At 73.6% G+C, this 20,245-nt stretch carries 17 protein-coding genes; 10 read left to right on the top strand and 7 right to left on the bottom strand.

Annotated features, from left to right (window positions below; genetic code table 11):
• Window positions 1-527 precede the first annotated feature (527 nt).
• The 8 genes from O4U47_RS29430 to O4U47_RS29395 all read left to right on the top strand — a co-directional run bounded on the left by O4U47_RS29430 (window position 528) and on the right by O4U47_RS29395 (window position 10,599).
• Window positions 528-1,280, top strand: coding sequence for an adenosylcobinamide-GDP ribazoletransferase (locus tag O4U47_RS29430; RefSeq protein WP_270681252.1), 753 nt, complete (start codon window positions 528-530; stop codon window positions 1,278-1,280).
• A gap of 323 nt (window positions 1,281-1,603) precedes the next feature.
• Window positions 1,604-3,112 carry a leucyl aminopeptidase gene (locus tag O4U47_RS29425; RefSeq protein ID WP_270681251.1) on the top strand — a complete coding sequence of 503 codons (1,509 nt, stop codon included), beginning with the start codon at window positions 1,604-1,606 and terminating at the stop codon, window positions 3,110-3,112.
• 96 nt (window positions 3,113-3,208) lie between these two features.
• Entirely contained in the window at window positions 3,209-4,585 is a 1,377-nt protein-coding gene (gene lpdA / locus O4U47_RS29420) for a dihydrolipoyl dehydrogenase (protein ID WP_270681250.1), read from the top strand.
• Window positions 4,586-4,687: 102 nt separating this feature from the next.
• Window positions 4,688-6,070, top strand: a complete 1,383-nt coding sequence (gene sucB, locus O4U47_RS29415; protein WP_408639049.1) for a 2-oxoglutarate dehydrogenase, E2 component, dihydrolipoamide succinyltransferase — start codon at window positions 4,688-4,690, stop codon at window positions 6,068-6,070.
• 750 nt (window positions 6,071-6,820) lie between these two features.
• Window positions 6,821-7,759 carry a TIGR01777 family oxidoreductase gene (locus O4U47_RS29410; RefSeq protein WP_270681248.1) on the top strand — a complete coding sequence of 313 codons (939 nt, stop codon included), beginning with the start codon at window positions 6,821-6,823 and terminating at the stop codon, window positions 7,757-7,759.
• Window positions 7,760-7,909: 150 nt separating this feature from the next.
• Complete coding sequence (lipB, locus tag O4U47_RS29405) at window positions 7,910-8,638, top strand: lipoyl(octanoyl) transferase LipB (RefSeq protein WP_270681247.1); 729 nt, start codon at window positions 7,910-7,912, stop codon at window positions 8,636-8,638.
• A 58-nt stretch (window positions 8,639-8,696) separates the two neighbouring features.
• Window positions 8,697-9,641: a lipoyl synthase gene (gene lipA / locus O4U47_RS29400; RefSeq protein WP_270681246.1), complete on the top strand. Its 945-nt coding sequence runs from the start codon at window positions 8,697-8,699 to the stop codon at window positions 9,639-9,641.
• Between the two features lie 220 nt (window positions 9,642-9,861).
• Window positions 9,862-10,599 carry a DUF4191 domain-containing protein gene (locus O4U47_RS29395; RefSeq protein ID WP_270681245.1) on the top strand — a complete coding sequence of 246 codons (738 nt, stop codon included), beginning with the start codon at window positions 9,862-9,864 and terminating at the stop codon, window positions 10,597-10,599.
• A gap of 187 nt (window positions 10,600-10,786) precedes the next feature.
• Here O4U47_RS29395 and O4U47_RS29390 read toward each other — a convergent pair whose 3' ends face one another.
• Complete coding sequence (locus O4U47_RS29390) at window positions 10,787-11,230, bottom strand: RDD family protein (protein ID WP_408639048.1); 444 nt, start codon at window positions 11,228-11,230, stop codon at window positions 10,787-10,789.
• Between the two features lie 266 nt (window positions 11,231-11,496).
• Between O4U47_RS29390 and glnA the strand changes: the two genes are divergently transcribed.
• Window positions 11,497-12,921, top strand: a complete 1,425-nt coding sequence (glnA, locus tag O4U47_RS29385; RefSeq protein WP_270681243.1) for a type I glutamate--ammonia ligase — start codon at window positions 11,497-11,499, stop codon at window positions 12,919-12,921.
• 69 nt (window positions 12,922-12,990) lie between these two features.
• On the opposite strand, the gene O4U47_RS29380 is transcribed toward glnA, so the two are convergent.
• The 6 genes from O4U47_RS29380 to O4U47_RS29355 form a co-directional block, all read right to left on the bottom strand.
• Window positions 12,991-13,485: a hypothetical protein gene (locus O4U47_RS29380; RefSeq protein WP_270681242.1), complete on the bottom strand. Its 495-nt coding sequence runs from the start codon at window positions 13,483-13,485 to the stop codon at window positions 12,991-12,993.
• Window positions 13,486-13,687: 202 nt separating this feature from the next.
• Window positions 13,688-14,218, bottom strand: a complete 531-nt coding sequence (locus O4U47_RS29375) for a copper chaperone PCu(A)C (RefSeq protein WP_270681241.1) — start codon at window positions 14,216-14,218, stop codon at window positions 13,688-13,690.
• Complete coding sequence (locus tag O4U47_RS29370) at window positions 14,218-14,835, bottom strand: SCO family protein (protein WP_270681240.1); 618 nt, start codon at window positions 14,833-14,835, stop codon at window positions 14,218-14,220. The genes O4U47_RS29375 and O4U47_RS29370 overlap by 1 nt, the downstream gene beginning before the upstream one ends.
• A 94-nt stretch (window positions 14,836-14,929) precedes the next feature.
• Entirely contained in the window at window positions 14,930-15,520 is a 591-nt protein-coding gene (locus O4U47_RS29365) for a hypothetical protein (protein ID WP_270681239.1), read from the bottom strand.
• A 216-nt stretch (window positions 15,521-15,736) separates the two neighbouring features.
• Entirely contained in the window at window positions 15,737-16,351 is a 615-nt protein-coding gene (locus O4U47_RS29360; RefSeq protein ID WP_270681238.1) for a TetR/AcrR family transcriptional regulator, read from the bottom strand.
• On the bottom strand, window positions 16,348-16,671 hold the full coding sequence (locus O4U47_RS29355) for a DMT family transporter (protein ID WP_270681237.1): 324 nt from the start codon (window positions 16,669-16,671) through the stop codon (window positions 16,348-16,350). Before O4U47_RS29355 ends, O4U47_RS29360 begins: the two co-directional genes overlap by 4 nt.
• Before the next feature lie 200 nt (window positions 16,672-16,871).
• Between O4U47_RS29355 and O4U47_RS29350 the strand changes: the two genes are divergently transcribed.
• Window positions 16,872-19,946 (top strand): bifunctional [glutamine synthetase] adenylyltransferase/[glutamine synthetase]-adenylyl-L-tyrosine phosphorylase, encoded by a 3,075-nt coding sequence (locus O4U47_RS29350; RefSeq protein ID WP_270681236.1) that lies wholly within the window; start codon window positions 16,872-16,874, stop codon window positions 19,944-19,946.
• The last annotated feature ends 299 nt before the right edge of the window (window positions 19,947-20,245 follow it).

Raw genomic sequence — 20,245 nt, 5'->3', positions numbered from 1 at the left:
CGCTTCCGCCGTCGCCGCCAACCACCCCGACCACGCACACGCCCGGCGGCCGACAACGCCACCGCAAGGGCCGCCGACCTCCGTCGTCGCCCCCCGTCATCGCACCTGCCCGACGCCTAGCGACTCCCGCCGATACCCGGCCCAACGCCCGCCGATACCCGGCCCAACGCCCGCCGATACCCGGCGATACCCGGCGACGCCCGGCGATACCCGGCGACGCCCGGCGACGCCCGGCGACGCCCGGCGACGCCCGGCGACGCCCGGTGTGGCGCCGATAGGATCGTCCCCTGCCGCCAAACCCCCTCCGACCCGATCCTCGAACGTCGATCCTCGACCTCCGGCCCCTATCCCCCGACCCTTTGTGAGGTGCCTCCATGCATTCCGAGTCCGGTGCCGATCGCTCTGAGGGGCACGGGAACGGAGACCACGGGAACAGAGACGACGGGTCCGGGGGTCGCGCACCCAGGGACCCCGGGAACGGCGTCGGCGGTGGGGACACCGGGCAGGACTGGCTCGACGGGCTGCGGATGGCGGCGGGCACGCTCACCGCCGTGCCCGTCCGGGCCGACCGGGTGGACCGCTCGGTCGCCGGGTGGGCCATGCGCTGGGCGCCCCTCATCGGGGCCGGGCTGGGGATCGCGGGCGGGGTGCTCGTCTCCGTCGCCGTGGCCGTGGGGGTCGTCCCCCTCCTCGCCGCCGCGCTCGCCCTCGGGCTGCTCGCCGCCCTCACCCGGGGCCTCCACCTCGACGGGCTGGCCGACCTCGCCGACGGCCTCGGCAGCGGGAAACCGGCCGAGGACGCCCTGCGGATCATGAAGCGCTCCGACATCGGCCCCTTCGGGGTGATCACCCTGGTGCTGGTGCTGCTGGTGCAGGCCTCCGCGCTGGCGCAGGCCGCGTCGGCGGGCCCACTCGCCGGGGCGGCCGCGCTGGTCGCCGCCGCCGTCGCCGGCCGCCTGGCCATCACGCTCGCCTGCACGCCCACCGTCCCCTCGGCGCGCCCGGACGGGCTGGGGGCCTACGTCGCCGGGACCGTTCCGCACGCGGCGGCCGCCGCCTCCGGCGCCGGCGCGTTGGTCCTGGCCGCCCTCGCCGGGCTCCTGCACTCCCCCGGAGCGGCGCTCTCCCTGGCCTTCGCGGTCGCCCTCGGGGCCGCCGCGTCGGTCCCGCTGCTGCTGCACGCGCGGCGGCGCCTGGGCGGGATCACCGGGGACGTGCTGGGCGCGCTGTGCGAGACGTCCGCCACGGTCGCCCTCGTCGCGGCGGCGATCGCCCTGTGAGCACCGCCGCATCCGGAGGCGGCTCCGCGCCCGGTTCGCGGCCGGACCTGCGGCCGTCCCGGTCCGCTGCGACCCCTGTCGCCATCATCACATTTCTTCACACCCCGGCCGGGGCCGCACCCGGCCACCCGCGGTGACCGGCACGAACCCGTCGTTCCGGAAGATGCGGGGGATCGTCACGGACGGGGCGCTTCGCACCGCCATCACCGAAAAGAAGCGCACTTCTTCACGTACGGGTGAACACGGTGCCGCCTCCGGCCCGGCGGTGGGCGCGCCGGGTGCGGCGTGCCCACCGGGACGTCACAAGGACTAGCATCGGACCCGTGAGCACGTCGCTGTCAGTCATTACGGAATCCCCCTGTTCGCTCGACGCCGACGCCGTTGTCGTCGGCTACCACTCCGGGGCCGACGGCCCGGAGCCCGCGTCGGGCGCTCACGACGTCGAGGCGGCCTACCCCGGCGGCCTCGCCCGGACCCTGTCGCTTCTGGGAGCGAGCGGCGCCCTTGAGGAGGTGCACAGCCTCCCCTCCGCCGGTGCGACCACCGCCCCGGTCGTGCTCGCCGTCGGCCTGGGCCCCGCCCCTGACGGCGGAGCCCCCGACCCCGACCACGTCGCCCGCGCCGCCGGCGCCGCCCTGCGCGCGCGCCCGGCCGAGGCCGCCCGCGTCGTGCTGGCCCTGCCCGCCGGCTCCGCCGAGCTGGCCGGAGCGGCCGCCACCGGCGCGATCCTGGGCGACTACGCCTTCACCCGCTACCGCACCGGCGAGGACGCCGAGCGCACGCCCGCGTCCTCCTTCCAGGTGGTCAGCGCCGCCGACGGCGCCGCGGCCGCCGTGGAGCGCGCCGAGCCCGTGGCCGCCTCGGTCAACCTGGTGCGCGACCTGGTCAACACGGCCCCGGCCGACCTGGTCCCCGAGGACCTGGCCGGGGTGGCCGAGGAGGTCGCCCGCGAGCACGGCCTGCAGGTGCAGACCCTGGACGAGAAGGAGCTGGCCGAGGGCGGCTACGGCGGCCTCATCGGCGTCGGCCAGGGCTCGGCCAACCCGCCGCGCCTGGTGCGGCTCTCCTACACCCACCCGGAGGCCTCCTCCACGGTCGCCTTCGTCGGCAAGGGCATCACCTTCGACTCCGGCGGCCTGTCGCTGAAGCCGGCCGGGGCCATGGACTGGATGAAGTCCGACATGGGCGGCGCCGCCGCGGTGCTGGGCGCCATGCGGGCCATCGGGGTCCTCAAGCCGAAGGTGAACGCGGTGGCCTACCTGGCCATCGCCGAGAACATGCCCTCCGGCACCGCCCAGCGCCCCTCCGACGTGCTGACCATGTACGGCGGCAAGACGGTGGAGGTGCTCAACACCGACGCCGAGGGCCGCCTGGTCATGGCCGACGCGCTGGTGCGCGCCCAGGAGGACGGGCCGGACCTGCTGGTCGACGTGGCCACGCTGACCGGCGCGCAGCTGGTGGCGCTGGGCACCCGCGTCTTCGCGGTGATGGCCTCCGACGACGGCACCCGCGCCTCGGTCACCGCGTCGGCGGACGCCGCCGGGGAGGCCGCCTGGCCGATGCCGCTGCCCGAGGAGCTGCGCAAGGGCCTGGACTCCTCCGTCGCCGACATCGCCAACGTGGCGGGCGAGCGCTGGGGCGGCATGCTCAGCGCCGGCGTCTTCCTCAAGGAGTTCATCGACGACGGGCAGCGCTGGGCGCACCTGGACATCGCCGGGCCCTCCTTCAACCAGGGCGGTCCGCACGGCTACACCCCCAAGGGCGGCACCGGCGCGGCCACCCGCACCCTGGTGCGGATCGCCGAGGACCTGGCCGGCGGCGCACAGACCTGAGACCGGGCGCGGCCGGGCGGGACCCGCGCCCGGCCGCGCCGCATCCGTCACCGACGGACGAACACCACTACATCCACACCAAGGAGTGTCCTTCCCGTGAGTGAGAGCGGCGGCACCTTCGACCTCGTGATCCTGGGCGCCGGCAGCGGCGGCTACGCGGCGGCGCTGCGCGCGGCCGAACTGGACATGAGTGTCGCCCTGATCGAGAAAGACAAGCTCGGCGGCACCTGCCTGCACCAGGGCTGCATCCCGACCAAGGCGCTGCTGCACGCGGCCGAGGTCGCCGACTCCGCCAAGGAGGGCGAGAAGTTCGGCGTCAAGTCGAGCTTCGAGGGCATCGACGTCCCCGCCGTCCACAAGTACAAGGACAAGGTCGTCGGCGGGCTCCACAAGGGCCTGTCCGGGCTGATCAAGGCCCGCGGCATCACCGTCGTCGAGGGCGAGGGCAAGCTGACCGGCCCCGACGAGGTCACCGTCGGCGGCACGGCCTACAAGGGCCGCAACATCCTGCTGGCCACCGGCTCCAAGCCCAAGACCCTGGGCCTGGACATCGACGGCGAGAAGGTCATCACCAGCGAGCAGGCGCTGAAGATGGACCGGGTGCCCGAGTCCGCGGTCGTCCTGGGCGGCGGCGTGATCGGCGTGGAGTTCGCCAGCGTCTACCGCTCCTTCGGCTCCGAGGTCACCATCGTCGAGGCGCTGCCGCACCTGGTGCCGGTCGAGGAGGAGTCCAGCTCCAAGCTGCTGGAGCGGGCCTTCCGCAAGCGCGGCATCAAGTACGAGCTGGGCACCCCGTTCGAGAGCGTCAAGACCACCGACTCCGGCGTCAGCGTCACCCTGCAGGGCGGCAAGACCCTGGAGGCCGAGGTGCTGCTGGTGGCCATCGGCCGCGGGCCGGTCTCGGAGGGCCTGGGCTACGAGGAGCAGGGCATCCCGATGGAGCGCGGGTTCGTCCAGGTGGACGAGAACCTGCACACCGGCGTGGGCAACGTCTACGCGGTCGGCGACCTGATCCCCACCCTGCAGCTCGCGCACGTGGGCTTCGCCGAGGGCATCTTCGTGGCCGAGCGCATCGCCGGGCTGAACCCGCCGGCCATCGACTACGACGGCGTCCCGCGGATCACCTACTGCGAGCCGGAGGTGGCCTCGGTCGGCATCACCTCGGCCACCGCCGAGGAGCGCGGTTACGACATCGTCGTGACCGACTACAACCTGGGGGGCAACGGCAGGAGCCAGATCCTGCAGACGCAGGGCGCCGTCAAGGTGATCGCCGAGAAGGACGGCCCGGTGCTGGGCGTCCACATGGTCGGCTCCCGGGTCGGCGAGCTGATCGCCGAGGGGCAGCTCATCTACAACTGGGAGGCGCTGCCCGCCGAGGTGGCGCAGCTCATCCACCCGCACCCGACCCAGTCGGAGGCGCTGGGCGAGGCGCACCTGGCGCTGGCGGGCAAGCCGCTGCACGTCCACGACTGACGCGCCCCCGCGGGGCGGGCCCTGGGCCCGCCCCGCTCGCTTCTTCTCCGCGCTCCATACGTTTTTCGCTGCTAAGAGGACCCCATGCCGACTTCCGTTGCAATGCCCGAGCTGGGCGAGAGTGTCACCGAGGGCACCGTCACCCAGTGGCTCAAGAAGGAGGGCGACACCGTCGCGGTCGACGAGCCGCTGCTGGAGGTCTCCACCGACAAGGTCGACACCGAGATCCCCGCCCCCGCCTCCGGTGTGCTCACCAAGATCCTCGTCGCCGAGGACGAGACGGTGGAGATCGGCGCCCAGATCGCCGTGATCTCCGAGGCGGGCGAGGCCCCGGCCGAGGAGGCTGCGCCCACGGCCAAGGAGGCGCAGCCCGAGCCGGAGCCGGAGCCCGCCCCCGCCGCTCCCGCCCCCGAGCCCGAGCCCGCCCCGCAGGCCGCCGCCCCGGCGCCCGCTCCCGCCCCGGCCCCCGAGCCGGAGCGCCCCGCCGCGCCCGCCCGCGAGGCCGGCGCCCCGACGGTGGACGTGGAGACCATCAGCGGCACCGGCTCGGCCGCCGGCACCGACGCGGTCACCGAGGCCTACGTGACCCCGCTGGTGCGCAAGCTCGCCGCCGAGCACGGGGTGAGCCTGGGGTCGGTGCGCGGCACCGGCGTGGGCGGCCGCATCCGCAAGCAGGACGTGCTGGACGCCGCCGCGGCCGCCGCCGAGCCGGCCGCCCCCGCGGCCCCGGCCCGCACCGCCCCGGCGCCGGACACCACGCTGCGCGGCCGCACCGAGAAGATGTCCCGGCTGCGGCAGACCATCGCCGACCAGATGGCCGAGTCGCTGCGCATCTCGGCCGAGGTCACCCAGGTGGTCGAGGTCGACATGACCAACATCGCCCGCCTGCGCGGCCAGGCCGCCGAGCAGTTCGCCGGGCGCGAGGGCGTGGAGCTGGACTTCTTCGACTTCTTCGCGCTGGCCGCGGTGGAGGCGCTCAAGGCCCACCCCAAGCTGAACGCCGTCATCGACAGCGACAGCTACGAGGTCACCTACCACGACCTGGAGAACCTGTCGGTGTCGGTGGACACCGAGCGCGGGCTGCTGGCCCCGGTGATCAAGGACGCGGGCGACCTCAACCTGGGCGGCCTGGCCCGCAAGATCTCCGACCTGAGCCGGCGCGCGCACACCGGGGAGCTCGCCCCCGACGAGCTGAGCGGCGGCACCTTCACCATCGCCGACACCGGCGCGGTGGGCGCGCTGTTCGAGACGCCCATCATCAACCAGCCGCAGGTGGCCATCCTGGGCACCGGCGCCGTGGTGAAGCGCCCGGTCGTGGTGGACGACCCGGAGCTGGGCGAGGTCATGGCGGTGCGCTCGATGGCCTACCTGGCCCTCACGCACGACCACCGGCTGATCGACAAGGCCGACGCGGGCAAGTTCCTGCAGGCGGTGAAGGAGCGCCTGGAGGAGGGCGCCTTCGAGGCCGACCTGGGCCTGGCCTGACGGCGGTCCCGGACTGAGGGGCGCCCGGAGGGGTCCGGGCGCGCCGCGGTCCTGTGAGCGGCGAACGATGCGGCCGCGGCCCCTGAGGGGGTCGCGGCCGCGTCGTGTTCCAGGGCGTCGGCACGCCGACTGGCGGCGTCCGAGGGCGGCGGTTCCACCACCCGATCGGTTCGGGAACGGCCCTTTCGCCACGCTCGATGCGCGAACCGGCGTCCCCGCCCGGTAGGGCGCCGCCCGCCCGTCCCACTCCGCGGCCGCCGAGCACGGCGGCCGTGCACGCGCCGAACGGCCGACAGCACTACCGCAAGGCCTGCCCGCCCCTGTCGTCGCCGCCCTGCCCCTGCGCCCCCGGTGGCCCGTGCCCGGCAGGCGACCGGACGGCGGCGGACGCACCACGGCAGCGGGGCGGCGCCCTTCCGGACGCCGCCCCGCCTTGTTACCCCACCATTCACCATCCCCCTGGTGATCCCCATCACCAAAGGTCGGCCCGGGCCTGGCACCGAAGTGCGCCCGGATAAGCCCACCGTAGAGGGGTCATCACCCCCCGCGCAGGCGTTCCGCGGAATTGCCCGGGGAATCGGGCGAGGAGTGTCCGAAGACGCCCGTGATCTCCGGTTTTCGGTGGTCACCGCGCATCCGGCCGACCGTGCCGCCGCTCCCCCGCCGCGTCGCCGCCCCGGCTCCGCCCTCTCCCCGCCCCGCGTGGGTCACTCCGCACACCCGCCGCCGAAAGCGGGTAGGACCGTCCCCATGAAGGTCGCGATCACCGGGTCCACCGGTCTCCTCGGAAGCGCACTGGCGCGTTCCCTCACCGACGACGGGCACCGCGTCGTGCGCCTGGTGCGCCGGCCCGCCCGCACCGGGGACGAGGCCAGGTGGGACCCGGACAACGGAACGGTCGACACCGGCCCCCTGGCCGGAGCCGACGCCGTCGTCCACCTGGCGGGCGCCCCGCTGGGCCCGGCCCGCTGGACCACCGCGCGCAGGCGCGCGATCCGGCAGAGCCGGGTGGCGGGCACCAGGACCCTGGCGGCGGCCCTGGCAGGTATGGACGCACCGCCGGGGCGGCTGCTGTCCGGGTCGGCGGTGGGCTACTACGGCGACACCGGCGACCAGGCGGTGGACGAGAGCGGCGACAAGGGCCAGGGGTTCCTGTCGGACGTGTGCCGGGACTGGGAGCGCGCCACCGCCGAGGCCGAGGAGGCCGGGATCGCCACCGCCCACCTGCGCACCGGGGTCGCGCTGTCCGGGAGCGGCGGACTGCTGGGGACGGTGCTGCCGTTGTTCCGGCTCGGCCTGGGCGGGCGGCTCGGCGACGGGCGCCAGTACATGAGCTGGATCAGCCTGCGCGACCACGTGGGCGCGATGCGGTTCCTGCTGGAGCGGCCCGACCTGACCGGGCCGTTCGACCTGTGCGCACCCGAGCCGGTGATCAACGCCGCCTACACGCGGGCGGTGGCGGCGGCGGTCGGCCGACCCGCGCCGCTGCCGGTGCCCGCGTTCGCGATGCGCGCGGCGCTGGGCGGATTCGCCGACGAGGCGGCGCTGGTGAGCCAGCGGGTGCTGCCCGCGCGGCTGGAGGAGGCGGGGTTCGCCTTCGCCCACCCCACGCTGGGACCGGCGCTCATGGAGGCGGTCTCCGAAGGGTCCGGGTCCGATGGCTCCGGGTCCGAGGGGTCCGGGCGGTGAGGCGGCGGCCCCCGCCGGAGCGGGCCCGGCGACGCCCCGGGGCCGCGGTCGAACACCGCCCCGGTGCGGGTTATTCCCGCAGGAACAGGGCGTCCCGGACGGCCGGGGCGGCTTCCGCCGGAGCCCTTCCGAGGGCATAAGGTGGGATGTATGAGTGAGCTCGTCTTCGCCCGGCTCGGCGACGACCCGGTCCCCTATCAGGAGGGCTGGGACCTCCAGAAGCGGCTCCACCAGAGCCGCGTCGCCGACCGCATCCCCGACACGGTGCTCATGCTCCAGCACGAGCCCGTCTACACGGCCGGGAAGCGCACCAGCCAATGGGACCGGGAGCAGACCCGGCCCGGAACCCCCGTCTTCGACATCGACCGCGGCGGCAAGATCACCTGGCACGGCCCCGGACAGCTCACCGTCTACCCGATGGTGCGCCTGGCCGACCCGATCGACGTGGTCGCCTACGTGCGCCTGCTCGAAGAGGCGATCATCCGCACGCTGGCCGAGTACGGCCTGACCGGTCGGCGGATCGAGGGCAAGACCGGGGTCTGGCTGGACGCCGACCCCGCCCGCGGGCTGATCGAGCGCAAGGTCGGGGCGATCGGGTGCCGGATCTCGCGCGGGGTCGGCATGCACGGTTTCGCCCTCAACTGCGACAATGATCTCTCGTGGTTCCAGAGGATCGTCCCGTGCGGCATCCCCGCCGACGAAGGGGACGTCACCAGCATCTCGCGCGAGGTGGGGCGCGGCGTGACCGTCGCCGAGGTCCTGCCGCGCGTGGAGGCGCACCTGGCCGCGGTGCTCGGCGCCGAGTCCTACAGCCACAGCGACGGCGTGCCGCCGGACGCCCCGGGGACGCACGCCCCGGCGGAGCCGGCGCCCGCCTGACGGCGCCCGAGCACGACGACGACCTCCCCACGAGGGACGAGGAAAGGAAGGGTCCGCGTTGACCATCGCTCCCGAGGGCCGCAAGCTTCTTCGGATCGAGGCCCGCAACAGCGAGACGCCCATCGAGAAGAAGCCGCCGTGGATCAAGATCAAGGCGAAGATGGGGCCCGAGTACAGCGAGCTGCACTCGCTGGTGAAGCGCGAGGGCCTGCACACGGTCTGCCAGGAGGCCGGGTGCCCGAACATCTACGAGTGCTGGGAGGACCGCGAGGCGACCTTCCTCATCGGCGGCGACCAGTGCACCCGCCGCTGCGACTTCTGCCAGATCGCCACCGGCAAGCCGACGGCGCTGGACCGGATGGAGCCGACCAAGGTCGCCAACTCGGTGCGCACCATGGAGCTGCGCTACGCGACGGTCACCGGCGTGGCCCGCGACGACCTCGAGGACGGCGGCGCCTGGCTCTACGCCGAGACGGTCCGCAAGATCCACGAGCTCAACCCGGACACCGGCGTCGAGCTGCTGATCCCCGACTTCAACTCCGACGACGAGCAGCTCGGCGAGGTCTTCGGCTCGCGGCCCGAGGTGCTGGCGCACAACGTCGAGACGGTGCCGCGGGTGTTCAAGCGGATCCGCCCCGGGTTCCGCTATGAGCGGTCGCTGGAGGTCATCACCAAGGCGCGCGACGCCGGGCTGGTGACCAAGTCCAACCTGATCCTGGGCATGGGCGAGGAGCGGCACGAGATCAGCGAGGCCATGCGCGACCTGCACGAGGCCGGGTGCGACCTGCTGACCATCACCCAGTACCTGCGGCCCTCCAAGCTGCACCACCCGATCGACCGGTGGGTCAAGCCGGAGGAGTTCGTCGAGCTGGCGGCCGAGGCCGAGGAGATCGGGTTCGCGGGCGTGATGTCCGGGCCGCTGGTGCGCTCGTCCTACCGGGCCGGGCGGCTGTACAAGCAGGCGGTCGAGAAGCGCGAGGCCGAGGCGCAGGCCCAGGCCTGAGGCGTCGGCGGGCGCCGCCCTGTCCGCACCGCCGCGCGACCGGCCGCGCCCGTCGCGCCCGGTGGCGCCCGATCGTGCGCGCCCGCGCCGCACGCCGCTCACCTGCGGCGGCCGCGCGAGCGATCCGGACAAACCGAACATCGCAAAGTAATCAAGCTGAAACGGCGGCCGACGGCCGCCGTTTCACGTTGGCACCTCCATGGGCCATATCCTGGAAGGTATGGCGAAGAAGCCCAAGGACACCAACACCTCCCAGGCGGCCGCGAGCAGCGGCGGCGCCGGGGAGCAGAAGCGGCCCGGCCGGTTCAAGCAGCTCGGCATGGTCGCCAAGGTCGTGCACAAGCAGAGCCCCAAGTCGATCCCGATCGCGGTCGGGATCTTCCTGGGCCTGGTGGCGCTGTCGGTCATCGGCGGCCTGGTCACCGGCGGGGGCTGGCTCTACTGGCTGAGCCTGGGCATCCCGGTGGCCTTCCTCGCCGGGTTCATCTACTTCACCCGGTCGGCGCAGAAGATCCAGTACAAGATGCTCGACGGGCAGCTCGGCGCGGGCATGGCGGTGCTGGAGAACATGCGCGGCGACTGGTCGACGGAGCCGGGGGTGGCGGCCACCCGGCAGATGGACGTGGTGCACCGCGTCGTCGGCCGCCCGGGCGTCGTGCTGGTCGGCGAGGGGGAGCCGTCGCGGCTGCGCAAGATCGTGGCCGCGGAGAAGAAGCGCGTGTCGCGCGTGGCCTACGAGATGCCGATCTATGACGTGATGGTCGGCAACGGCGAGGGCCAGGTGGCCATCTCCGACCTGCAGAAGCACATGATGAAGCTGCCGCGCAACCTGGACAAGGCGAAGGTGGCCGAGCTCCGCTACCGGCTCAAGGCGCTGCCCTCGGCGGTGCAGATGCCCAAGGGGCCGATGCCCAAGGGCGTGAAGATGCCGAAGGGCCCCAAGCCCCAGACGCGCTGACGTCACGACGGGCACTTCGCCAGCAACGACGACGAAGGAGCCGCCCGGACCCGCTGCGGGTCCGGGCGGCTCCTTCTTTCGTTCGCTCCGCAGGGGCCGGTGCCCCCTCGTTGTTGATCTCGGGAGAAACGACGCTAAAACCGCGCTCGTAGCGTCGTTTTCCCCGAGATCATCGGGGAGACGGGAGCTAGAGGCGCCGCGAGACGGTGCCCGCGGCGCGGTCGTGGAGGCCCCGCTGGTCACGGTCGTAGACGACGGCGGGGATGACCAGGCACAGCAGGACGGTGCGGACGATGACGGCCAGGGGCCACGGGATGCCGCGCTCGCCGGTCGAGGCGATGCCGATGCCCGCGATGCGCTTGCCCAGGGTCGTGCCGAACAGCGCCAGCAGCAGCGCCGTCATCACCGCGAACACCAGCAGGGCGGTGGCCGATCCCTCCGTCGGGTCCGCGCCCAGGAGGCCGTAGGCGATGGCCATGCTCAGCACCCAGTCGAGCATGAGCGCCACGAGCCTGCGGCCCACCCCGGGCACCGAGCCCGCGCCTTCCTCGGGCATCCCCAGCCGGTTCCCCCGGTAGCGGAATCCGGCCTCCTCGGGGCCCACAGCACCGTTTCTCTCCATGGGACCCACGGTATCGGCGCCGCAGGGTACGTGATTCCGGACACTGCCGCGAGGGCACCCGGAAACGCCGTTTCCCGGCGTTACGCCGGTTACGCCCCGCTGGACAGGGGAAACGCCGCACCCCGTAACGCGCAGGAAACATACGAGACATGGACGAGAAACGACGCCCTCCTAGCGTCGTCATCGTGGCCGAGGAGGGGGCCGCGGACAGCGGTGACACCGGGCCGAGGCCCGCGCGGCCGCCGCCCCCTCTCACATCTGCTCGGAGGTATGTCTTGTTCAGCAGCGCCGATGAGGCCCTCGCGTTCATCAAGAACGAGGGCGTCGAGTTCCTCGACGTCCGGTTCACCGACCTGTTCGGTGGCGTGAACCACGTCACGATCCCCGCGGAGAACGTCGACGAGGACACGTTCACCAAGGGCCAGATGTTCGACGGGTCCTCGATCCGCGGATTCCAGGCGATCCACGAGTCGGACATGCTGCTGCTGCCCGACCTGAGCACCGCCGTGCTCGACCCGTTCCGCGAGTTCAAGACGCTGAACATGACGTTCTTCGTCCACGACCCGCTGACCCTGGAGTCCTACAGCCGCGACCCGCGCAACGTCGCCCGCAAGGCCGAGGCCTACCTGAAGAGCAGCGGCATCGCCGACACCGCGTTCTTCGGGCCCGAGGCCGAGTTCTACATCTTCGACGACGTCCGCTTCGAGACGCGCGCGAACTCCGGCTTCTACGAGATCGACTCCATCGAGGGCGCCTGGAACACCGGCACCGCCCAGAACGGCGGCAACCTCGGCTACCGTCCGCGCTACAAGGGCGGCTACTTCCCGGTCGAGCCGGTCGACCACTACAGCGACCTGCGCTCGCGCATGGTGCGCAACCTGATCGACGCCGGGCTCGACGTCGAGCTGCAGCACCACGAGGTGGGCACCGCGGGCCAGGCCGAGATCGGCATCAAGTTCGGCACCCTGCTGCAGGAGGCCGACCGGGTCCAGCTGTACAAGTACATCGTGAAGAACACGGCCAACGCCGCCGGCAAGACCGTGACCTTCATGCCCAAGCCGCTCTTCGGCGACAACGGGTCGGGCATGCACTGCCACCAGAGCCTGTGGAAGGACGGCGCGCCGCTGTTCTTCGACGAGTCGGGCTACGCCCAGCTCTCGGACACGGCCCGCCACTACATCGGCGGCCTGCTCAAGCACGCCAGCGCGCTGCTGGCGTTCACCAACCCGACGGTGAACTCCTACCACCGCCTGGTGCCGGGCTACGAGGCCCCGATCAACCTGGTGTACTCCCAGCGCAACCGCTCGGCGTGCATCCGCATCCCGCTGACCGGCCCGAACCCGAAGGCCAAGCGCCTGGAGTTCCGCGTGCCGGACCCGTCGGCCAACCCGTACCTGGCCTTCTCGGCGATGCTGATGGCGGGCCTGGACGGCATCAAGAACAAGATCGAGCCGCCGGAGCCGATGGACAAGGACCTCTACGAGCTGCCCCCGGCCGAGGCCGCGGCGGTCGAGACGGTCCCGGCGTCCCTGGAGTCCGCCCTGGACGCCCTGGAGGCCGACCACGAGTTCCTGCTGGAGGGCGGGGTCTTCACCCCGGACGTGATCGAGACCTACATCGACTTCAAGCGCACCGAGGAGATCGACTCCCTGCGCCTGCGCCCCCACCCGCGCGAGTTCGAGCTGTACTACGACATCTAAGACCGGTGCCGTAGGCGGATGGAATCCGCTTCAGGGCCCGCCCGCCGCTACTGCGGTGGGCGGGCCCATTCACGTGTCCGGGGTCGAGCGCCAATCCGGTGGGAAGGCCGAGCCCCGGCAGTCGATACTCGCCCTGCACCACTCATCGTCCCGGCCGCATGCCCGGTCGAGCCGAAAGCCCCAGACGGCGAGGCCGTCGTCGTCGATGTCCTCGGCGTGGACGGGAAGGACGGTCCCGTCCGGTTCGGCGAGGAGCATGCGGGAGGGGACGACGGTGTCGTCCGCCACCCAGCAGCGCGCAGCGAAGGCCCGTGCGGCACGGGAAGCGAACTCCCACTCGGCGAGAGGCGCCCGCGTAGAACCACAGGAGAACCAGGTGGAGGAGATACGGGGCTCGACGGCGTAGTCGAGACAGCCATAGTCGGCAGGCAACGCCCGGCCGTCCGCAAGCTCCTCCCCCAGCCAGACAGGAACCCCGAGCAGCGCTGAGCAGAGCCACCGGACCCCCTCCAAGGAGACGACCCGGCCGACGGTGAGGTCATACGCCCCGACCGTTCCCGTCATGCTCCAGCCCCGTTCCTGTTCGCGGCTCTCCTCGTCCCCGTCACCGTTGCGTGCGAGCGCGCGCAGGTGCCATGTCCCGTGACGCCTCCCGGAGACCGTGCCCCGGCATCCGCTGCGCGCGCTGGGGGGCCGAGCGGTGGGGCTTCCACTGCCGAGGGGCCGGGCCCTTATAAAGGTCCGGCCCCTGGTTCTGCTTGTGGTGTCAGTGGTCCATGTCGCCGTGGTCCATGTCGTCCATCGACTCCATGTCGCCGCCCTTGGCTCCCTCGTCCATGACGTCTTCGACTTCGGCGTCCACCTCCACGGTGCCCGACTTGGCGAAGCGGAGTTCCAGGGCCACCGTCTCGCCCGCCTTCAGCGCGTCCGGGTCCATCAGCATCAGGTGCAGCTTCCCCGGCTTGAACTCGACCGTCTCGCCCGCGCTCACCGGGATCTCGTCGCGCTCCTCCATGCCCATGGTGCCGTCGTCCTTCTGCACGCTCTCGTGCATCTGAACTTCGTCGGCGGCCGCGGTGTCCGCGCCGATCAGGGTGTCGTCGGCGGCCCCGGTGTTCTCGATCGTCAGGTACGCCGACGTCACGTCCGGCGTCAGGGGGACCCGCACCGTCGCGTCCGACGTCTCGATCTGCGGTTCCTGCGCCGCGCAGCCCGTGATCGCCGCAAGGGCGAAGGCGCCCGCCGCCCCCGCGACCGTGAGGGCGCGTCCGCCCGGTACCGTGCGTCGAGCCGCCATCACGCGCCCTCCCCGATCACGGTCTCCAGGTCCTCGGCGACCTTCTCGGGCTCGGTGCCGTAGGACCACATCACCTGCGACTCCCCCTCCGGGTCGAACAGCAGCGTCTGGCCGCCGTGGTCGACCTGGTAGTCGCCGGAGCGGTCCTCCGGCCGGGACACCGAGATGCCCAGCTCGTCGGCGGTCGCGTCGGTGTCCTCCAGGTTCGTGGTCAGTCCCACGAACGACGGGTCGAAGCTGCCCAGCCACATGTCGAGCAGCTCGGGGTCGTCCCGCTCCGGGTCCGCCGTGATGAACACGGTCTGGAACTCCTTCTGCGTGGACTCGTCCAGCATCCCCTTCGCCTGGGACAGGTCCGCCATGGTGGTCGGGCAGATGTCCGGGCAGTTGGTGAACCCCATGAACACCGCCGTGTACTTCCCGGCCGAGTCCTCCTTGAGGTCGTACGGCTCGCCCTTGTTGTCGGTGAACTCGGTGGAGGGCAGGGTGAAGGCGCCCTCGATCTCGCTGCCGTTGTAAGGGGAGTCCCCGCTGCCGGTCGCCGCCTGGCCGCCGCACCCGGCCAGCAGTGCCGCACCGGCCGCCGCACCGGCGGCCGCCATCGTCATTCTGCGCATCCTTGCGTCTTCCTCAGTTCCGTCGCGTTCCAGGGGGTCCGTGGTCGGCGCACGCCGGGCGGCGCAGCGGCCGCCCCGGGAGAACGCCCGAGGCTCAGGCCGCCGACGCGCACGGTCGCGGCGCCCACCGGGGCGGGGCCCGGCCGGCGACGGTGTGCCGGAGGAAGCGGGTCGTGAGGAAGGCCCGGGGCGGCTCCGCGCGGAGCGAGGGCGCGGGCGGCGGCAGCGCCCCCGCCTTCCCCCGGACCGGCAGCCGGGCCAGGAGCAGCCGCAGGACCGCCCACAACGCGTCCTCGCCCGAGCTCAGCCACCACCCGGTGACCAGCGCCGCCCAGAGGTGCGCGGCCAGCATCCCGAAGTCCGCGTGCACGGCGGCGCTGCCGCACAGGTGCTCGACGGACAGGGGCCCCGCGCCGGGCAGCGGCGAGGTCGCGGCGGAGAACGCCATGTGCAGCAGGAGCTGCGCCCCGAACAGCCCGGGCACCAGCGAGGCGACCGACCGCCGCGCCCGCGCGAACGGGAGCGCGGCCAGGGCCACGAGCGCCCAGTAGCCCGCGACGACGCCGAACAGCGGCGCGGGCGCACCCGCCGCGGTGTGCCCGAACAGCGCGACGCCCGTGCACACGGCGGCGAAGAGCGCCGCCCTGAGCAGGGCGAATCGGAGACCGTACCGGGCGTCTGACATGGCAGGACTCATCATCCCAGCGGTCCGGCGGCCCTTCGAACCGGGTCGGGATCGACACGCCCGGCCTGGTCACGAGGGGAGGGACCGCTCATTCCCGCGCACACGGCGGTCCCGCACTCAGCGGCGGGCCCACGGTGGGCGCGGGGAGGTCGTGAGGAGGGGCGTGATCGCGAGTGTCGTCTCCGCCACTCCGGCCCCGACCGCCCCGCCCCCGGGTCACTCCAGCCCTAGGGCGTGGGCGAGGACCGCGCGCGCCTCGCCCGGCTCCACGTCGCGGTCGTCGAGCAGGGCCTCCAGGCACAGCCCGTCGGCGGCGGCCCCCGCCGTGCGCACCGCGACCGGGTCGTCGGTGTGCCGCCGCGCCACCTCGGCCACCAGGTCCATCCACCGGCGCGCCTGCGCCCGCAGCGAGGGCCTGCGCACCGCGAGCAGGGTGAGCTCGTACTCGGCCAGGCACCGCCCGCGCTGCTCGGGCGAGCCCCCGCCGATGATGGCCTCGGCGAGGGTGTCCAGGTTCCCGTCGCCCGTCTCGGTCGCCTCGCGCACCCGGCGCACGTAGGCGTCGGCCGCCTCGGTGAGGGTCGCCACCAGCAGCTCGTCGATGGTCGCGAAGTAGTACACCGCCGAGCTCGCCGGGATCCCGGCCTCGGCGGCGACCGCCCGGTGGGTGACGCCCGCGGGGCCGTCGCGCTCGATCACCCGCAGGGTCGCGTCGATGATGGCGGCCCGCCGCCGCTCGCCGCGCGCGCGGCGGCCGTCCTCCTTGGCGTCGGTGCCCTCCGGACCCGCCGGCCGCACGCCGGTCCCGTCCTGCGAGTCCTGCGAGGTCAATGCGCTCCCCCTGTCTCGATCGCGAGTACGCCGCCGATGATCAGCACGACACCGGCGACCTGCACCCAGGTGAGGGACTCGCCCAGGAACAGCGCACCGATGACCGCCACCAGGGACACCCCCACCGCCGCCCAGATGGCGTAGGCCACCCCCACCGGCATGCCCAGCTTGAGGGTCTGGGCCAGCAGGAAGAACGCGGTCCCGTACCCGATGGCGGTGATCACCGACGGGACCAGGCGGGTGAATCCCTCGGAGAAGCGTAGCGAGACGGTCGCGGTGACCTCGGCGAGGATCGCCCCGATGAGCAGCAGCCAGGGCATGGGCCCTCCCCTTTCCGTCGCCGCCGGGGCTCGGACGCCCGGCGATCTTTTTGAACTATGGTTCAACTTAATTCCTTGAACGATAGTTCAACAAGACCTGTTCCGCCGCTCCCCGGTGATCCCCGTCACCGGCCCACCCCGCGCCCCGACCCGCCGACCCGCTCTCCCCCGCCCCCGGACCTGCGGGCTAACGTTGTCCCGTGACCACGCGCGAGGGGACCCACACGACCACCGCCGGCGCCCTGGCCCGGCTCGGCTTCGGCGACGGCGAGCGGGCGCTGCGCCTGCTGGAGGAGGCCGGCATCGCCCCGTCCGGCCACCGCGACCTGATCGCGGCGCTGGGCGCCGCCGCCGACCCCGACCAGGCGCTCACCGGGCTGGTGCGCATCGCCGAGCAGGCCGACGACCCCGGTGAGCTGCTGGAGGCCCTGGCCTCCGACGCCGACCTGCGCGCCCGGCTGACCGCCGTGCTCGGCGCCAGCGACGCCCTCACCGACCACCTCGTGCGCCACCCCGGTGACTGGCGCGAGCTGCGCGGACCCGACGCCGCCCGCACCCCCTCCGCCGCCGAGCTGCGCGCCGGCTTCCTGCACACCGTCGGCGCCGACCCCACCTCCCCAGCGCCCGCCGCCGACCCCGACACCGCGGGCGGCGCCCCCTCCCGCGCGCTGCGCGCCGCCTACCACCGCCGGGTGCTGCGCCTGGCCGGGCGCGACCTGACCGGCACCGCCGACCTGCCCGCCGTCGGCGCCGAGCTCGCCGACCTGGCCGCGGCCGTACTCGACGCCGCCCTGGCCGTCGCCCGCGGCGAGTCCCCCGAGGACGCCGCCCGGTGCCGCCTCGCCGTGATCGGCATGGGCAAGTGCGGCGGCCGGGAGCTGAACTACGTCAGCGACGTGGACGTCGTCTTCGTCGCCGAACCCGCCGACGGGGCCGATGAGCATGAGGCCATGCAGGCCGGCACCCGCCTGGCCTCCCGGATGATGGCGATCCCCGCCGAGACCGACGGCGAGGGCACCCTCTGGGAGGTCGACGCCGCCCTGCGCCCCGAGGGCAAGAACGGCCCGCTGGTGCGCCCGCTGTCCGGGCACATCGCCTACTACGAGCGCTGGGCCAAGACCTGGGAGTTCCAGGCCCTGCTCAAGGCCCGCCCCGTCGCGGGCGACGCCGAGCTCGGCCGGGCCTACACCGACGCGATCGGCCCCCTGGTGTGGCGCGCCGCCGACCGCCCCGGCTTCGTGGAGGACGTGCAGGCCATGCGCCGCCGGGTGGTGGCGCACATCCCCGCCGCCGAAGCGGCCCGCGAACTGAAGCTGGGCCCCGGCGGCCTGCGCGACATCGAGTTCAGCGTGCAGCTCCTCCAACTGGTGCACGGGCGCGCCGACACGGCCCTGCGGTCGGGCAACACCCTGCAGGCCCTGGAGGCGCTGTCGACCGGGGGCTACGTCGGCCGCTCCGACGCCGCCGGGCTGGCCTCCTCCTACCGGTTCCTGCGCCGCGTGGAACACCTGCTGCAGCTCCACAAGCTGCGCCGCACCCACCTGCTCCCGGACGCCTCGGCCCCCGCCGGGCAGGAGGCGCTGCGCCGCCTGGGCCGCGCCCTGGGCCACACCGCCAACCCGGTCACCGACCTCACCGCGTCCTGGAAGCAGGTCGCCGGGGACGTGCGGCGGCTGCACGAGAAGCTGTTCTACCGGCCGCTGCTCAACGCGGTCGCCCGGCTGCCCGGGGACGAGTCGCGGCTCACCCCCGAGCAGGCGGGCGAGCGCCTGGGCGCGCTCGGGTTCGCCGACCCCAAGGGCGCGCTGCGGCACATGCAGGCGCTCACCTCGGGGGTGTCGCGCCGGGCGTCCATCCAGCGCACGCTGCTGCCGGTGATGCTGGGCTGGTTCTCCGACGCGCCCCGCCCCGACGCCGGACTGCTGGGGTTCCGCCAGGTCAGCGACGCGCTCGGGGCGACCCCGTGGTACCTGCGGCTGCTCCGCGACGACGTGCGCGTGGCCGAGCGCATGGCGCGGGTGCTGGGCACCAGCCGGTACGCCACCGACCTGCTGCTGCGCGCCCCCGAGGCGGTGGCGATGCTGGCCGGGGACGAAGAGCTGGCCCGCCGCCCCACCGCCCAGTTGGCGAACGAGGCCGAGGCGGCGCTGCGCCGCCACGACGACGGGGAGACGGCGGTGGCGGCGGTGCGGGCGCTGCGCCGCCGGGAGCTCTTCCGCACCGCCGCCGCCGACCTGCTGGGGGTGGCCGACATCGGCGAGGTGGGCCGGTCGGTCAGCGCGATCTCCCGGGTGACCGTGGACGCGGCGCTGCGCGCGGCCGAACGTGCGGTCGCCGCCGAGCATGAGGGCCGGGCGGACCGGAGCGGCGAGGGCACGGACGTCCGCGCGTCGGCCCCGGCCCGAATGGCGGTGATCGGCATGGGGCGCTTCGGCGGCCGGGAGCTGACCTACGCCAGCGACGCCGACGTGATGTTCGTGTACGAGCCGGCCGAGGGCGCCGACCCGGAGGACGCGCGGCGGTACGCCGATGCGCTGGTCCGGGAGATGCGGCGGCTGCTGGAGATGCCCGCCGCCGACCCGGCCCTGGTGGTCGACGCCGACCTGCGCCCGGAGGGGCGCAGCGGCCCGCTGGTGCGCCCCTTCTCCTCCTACCGGACCTACTACGACAAGTGGGCGGCGACCTGGGAGCGGCAGGCGCTGCTGCGGGCGGCCCCGGTCGCCGGGGACGCGGACCTGGGCGCGCGGTTCATGGAGATGGTCGAGCCGGTGCGCTACCCGGAGGGCGGGGTGGACGCCGCCGGTGTGCTGGAGATCCGCAAGCTGAAGGCGCGGATGGAGGCCGAGCGGCTGCCGCGCGGCGCGGACCCCGCGCTCCACACCAAGCTGGGCCGGGGCGGCCTGAGCGATGTGGAGTGGGTCGCGCAGCTCATCCAGCTGCGGCACGCCTTCGAGGTGCCGGAGCTGCGCACGACGGAGACCATCCCGGCGATGGAGGCGGCGGTCGCGGCGGACCTGCTGGACGCCGACGACGCGGCGACGCTGGAGGTCGCCTGGCGGCTGGCGGCACGTGTGCGCGGCATGATCATGCTGGTGCGGGGGCGGCCGGGGGACTCGATCCCGTCGGACACCGGCGAGGCGGGCGCCCTGGCCGAGGCGCTGGGCTACAGCACCGACGACGAAGGCGAGGGCGCGGCGGCGCAGCTGCTTCAGGACTACCGCCAGGCGACCCGCCGGGCCCGAACGGTGATGGAGCGCGTCTTCTACGACGGCTGAGAGCGGCGCGGTCCGGGGCGGTGGGCGGCTCGGCTGGTGACCCACTCCCGGACCCTGGCCGGGCGGAGGGCCATCGGAGCGCAAGGGAAACGCGACAACGACCGAGGCCGGCGGCCCTTACGGCAGTGCTGTCGGGCGGTGGGCGTGTGCATGGTTGCCGTGTTGGGCGGCGACGGAATGAGCGGGGCGAGTCCCCCGGGCCTGCTTGCCGGGCGGCGGGTTCCTCGCGGTCCGGGTCGGCGGGCGGCTGGGCGGGTACCCCGCTCACGGTCCCGGGCCGGGCGGCGGGCCGCTGGGGT

The organism is Nocardiopsis suaedae (genome assembly GCF_027706745.1).
In the GTDB taxonomy this organism is placed as follows: Bacteria; Actinomycetota; Actinomycetes; order Streptosporangiales; family Streptosporangiaceae; genus Nocardiopsis_A; species Nocardiopsis_A suaedae.
Note: the sequence above shows the minus strand (reverse complement) of the source record. Positions and strands in the feature narration are given on the sequence as shown.

Coding starts and splice junctions, on each gene's coding strand:
- O4U47_RS29355 (WP_270681237.1), bottom strand. CDS start 16,671: ATGCCCTGGCTGCTGCTCATCGGGGCGATCCTCGCCGAGGTCACCGCG.
- O4U47_RS29375 (WP_270681241.1), bottom strand. CDS start 14,218: ATGGCGGCTCGACGCACGGTACCGGGCGGACGCGCCCTCACGGTCGCG.
- O4U47_RS29365 (WP_270681239.1), bottom strand. CDS start 15,520: ATGTCAGACGCCCGGTACGGTCTCCGATTCGCCCTGCTCAGGGCGGCG.
- O4U47_RS29370 (WP_270681240.1), bottom strand. CDS start 14,835: ATGCGCAGAATGACGATGGCGGCCGCCGGTGCGGCGGCCGGTGCGGCA.
- O4U47_RS29380 (WP_270681242.1), bottom strand. CDS start 13,485: ATGACGGGAACGGTCGGGGCGTATGACCTCACCGTCGGCCGGGTCGTC.
- O4U47_RS29410 (WP_270681248.1), top strand. CDS start 6,821: ATGAAGGTCGCGATCACCGGGTCCACCGGTCTCCTCGGAAGCGCACTG.
- sucB (WP_408639049.1), top strand. CDS start 4,688: ATGCCCGAGCTGGGCGAGAGTGTCACCGAGGGCACCGTCACCCAGTGG.
- O4U47_RS29430 (WP_270681252.1), top strand. CDS start 528: ATGGCGGCGGGCACGCTCACCGCCGTGCCCGTCCGGGCCGACCGGGTG.
- lipB (WP_270681247.1), top strand. CDS start 7,910: ATGAGTGAGCTCGTCTTCGCCCGGCTCGGCGACGACCCGGTCCCCTAT.
- O4U47_RS29395 (WP_270681245.1), top strand. CDS start 9,862: ATGGCGAAGAAGCCCAAGGACACCAACACCTCCCAGGCGGCCGCGAGC.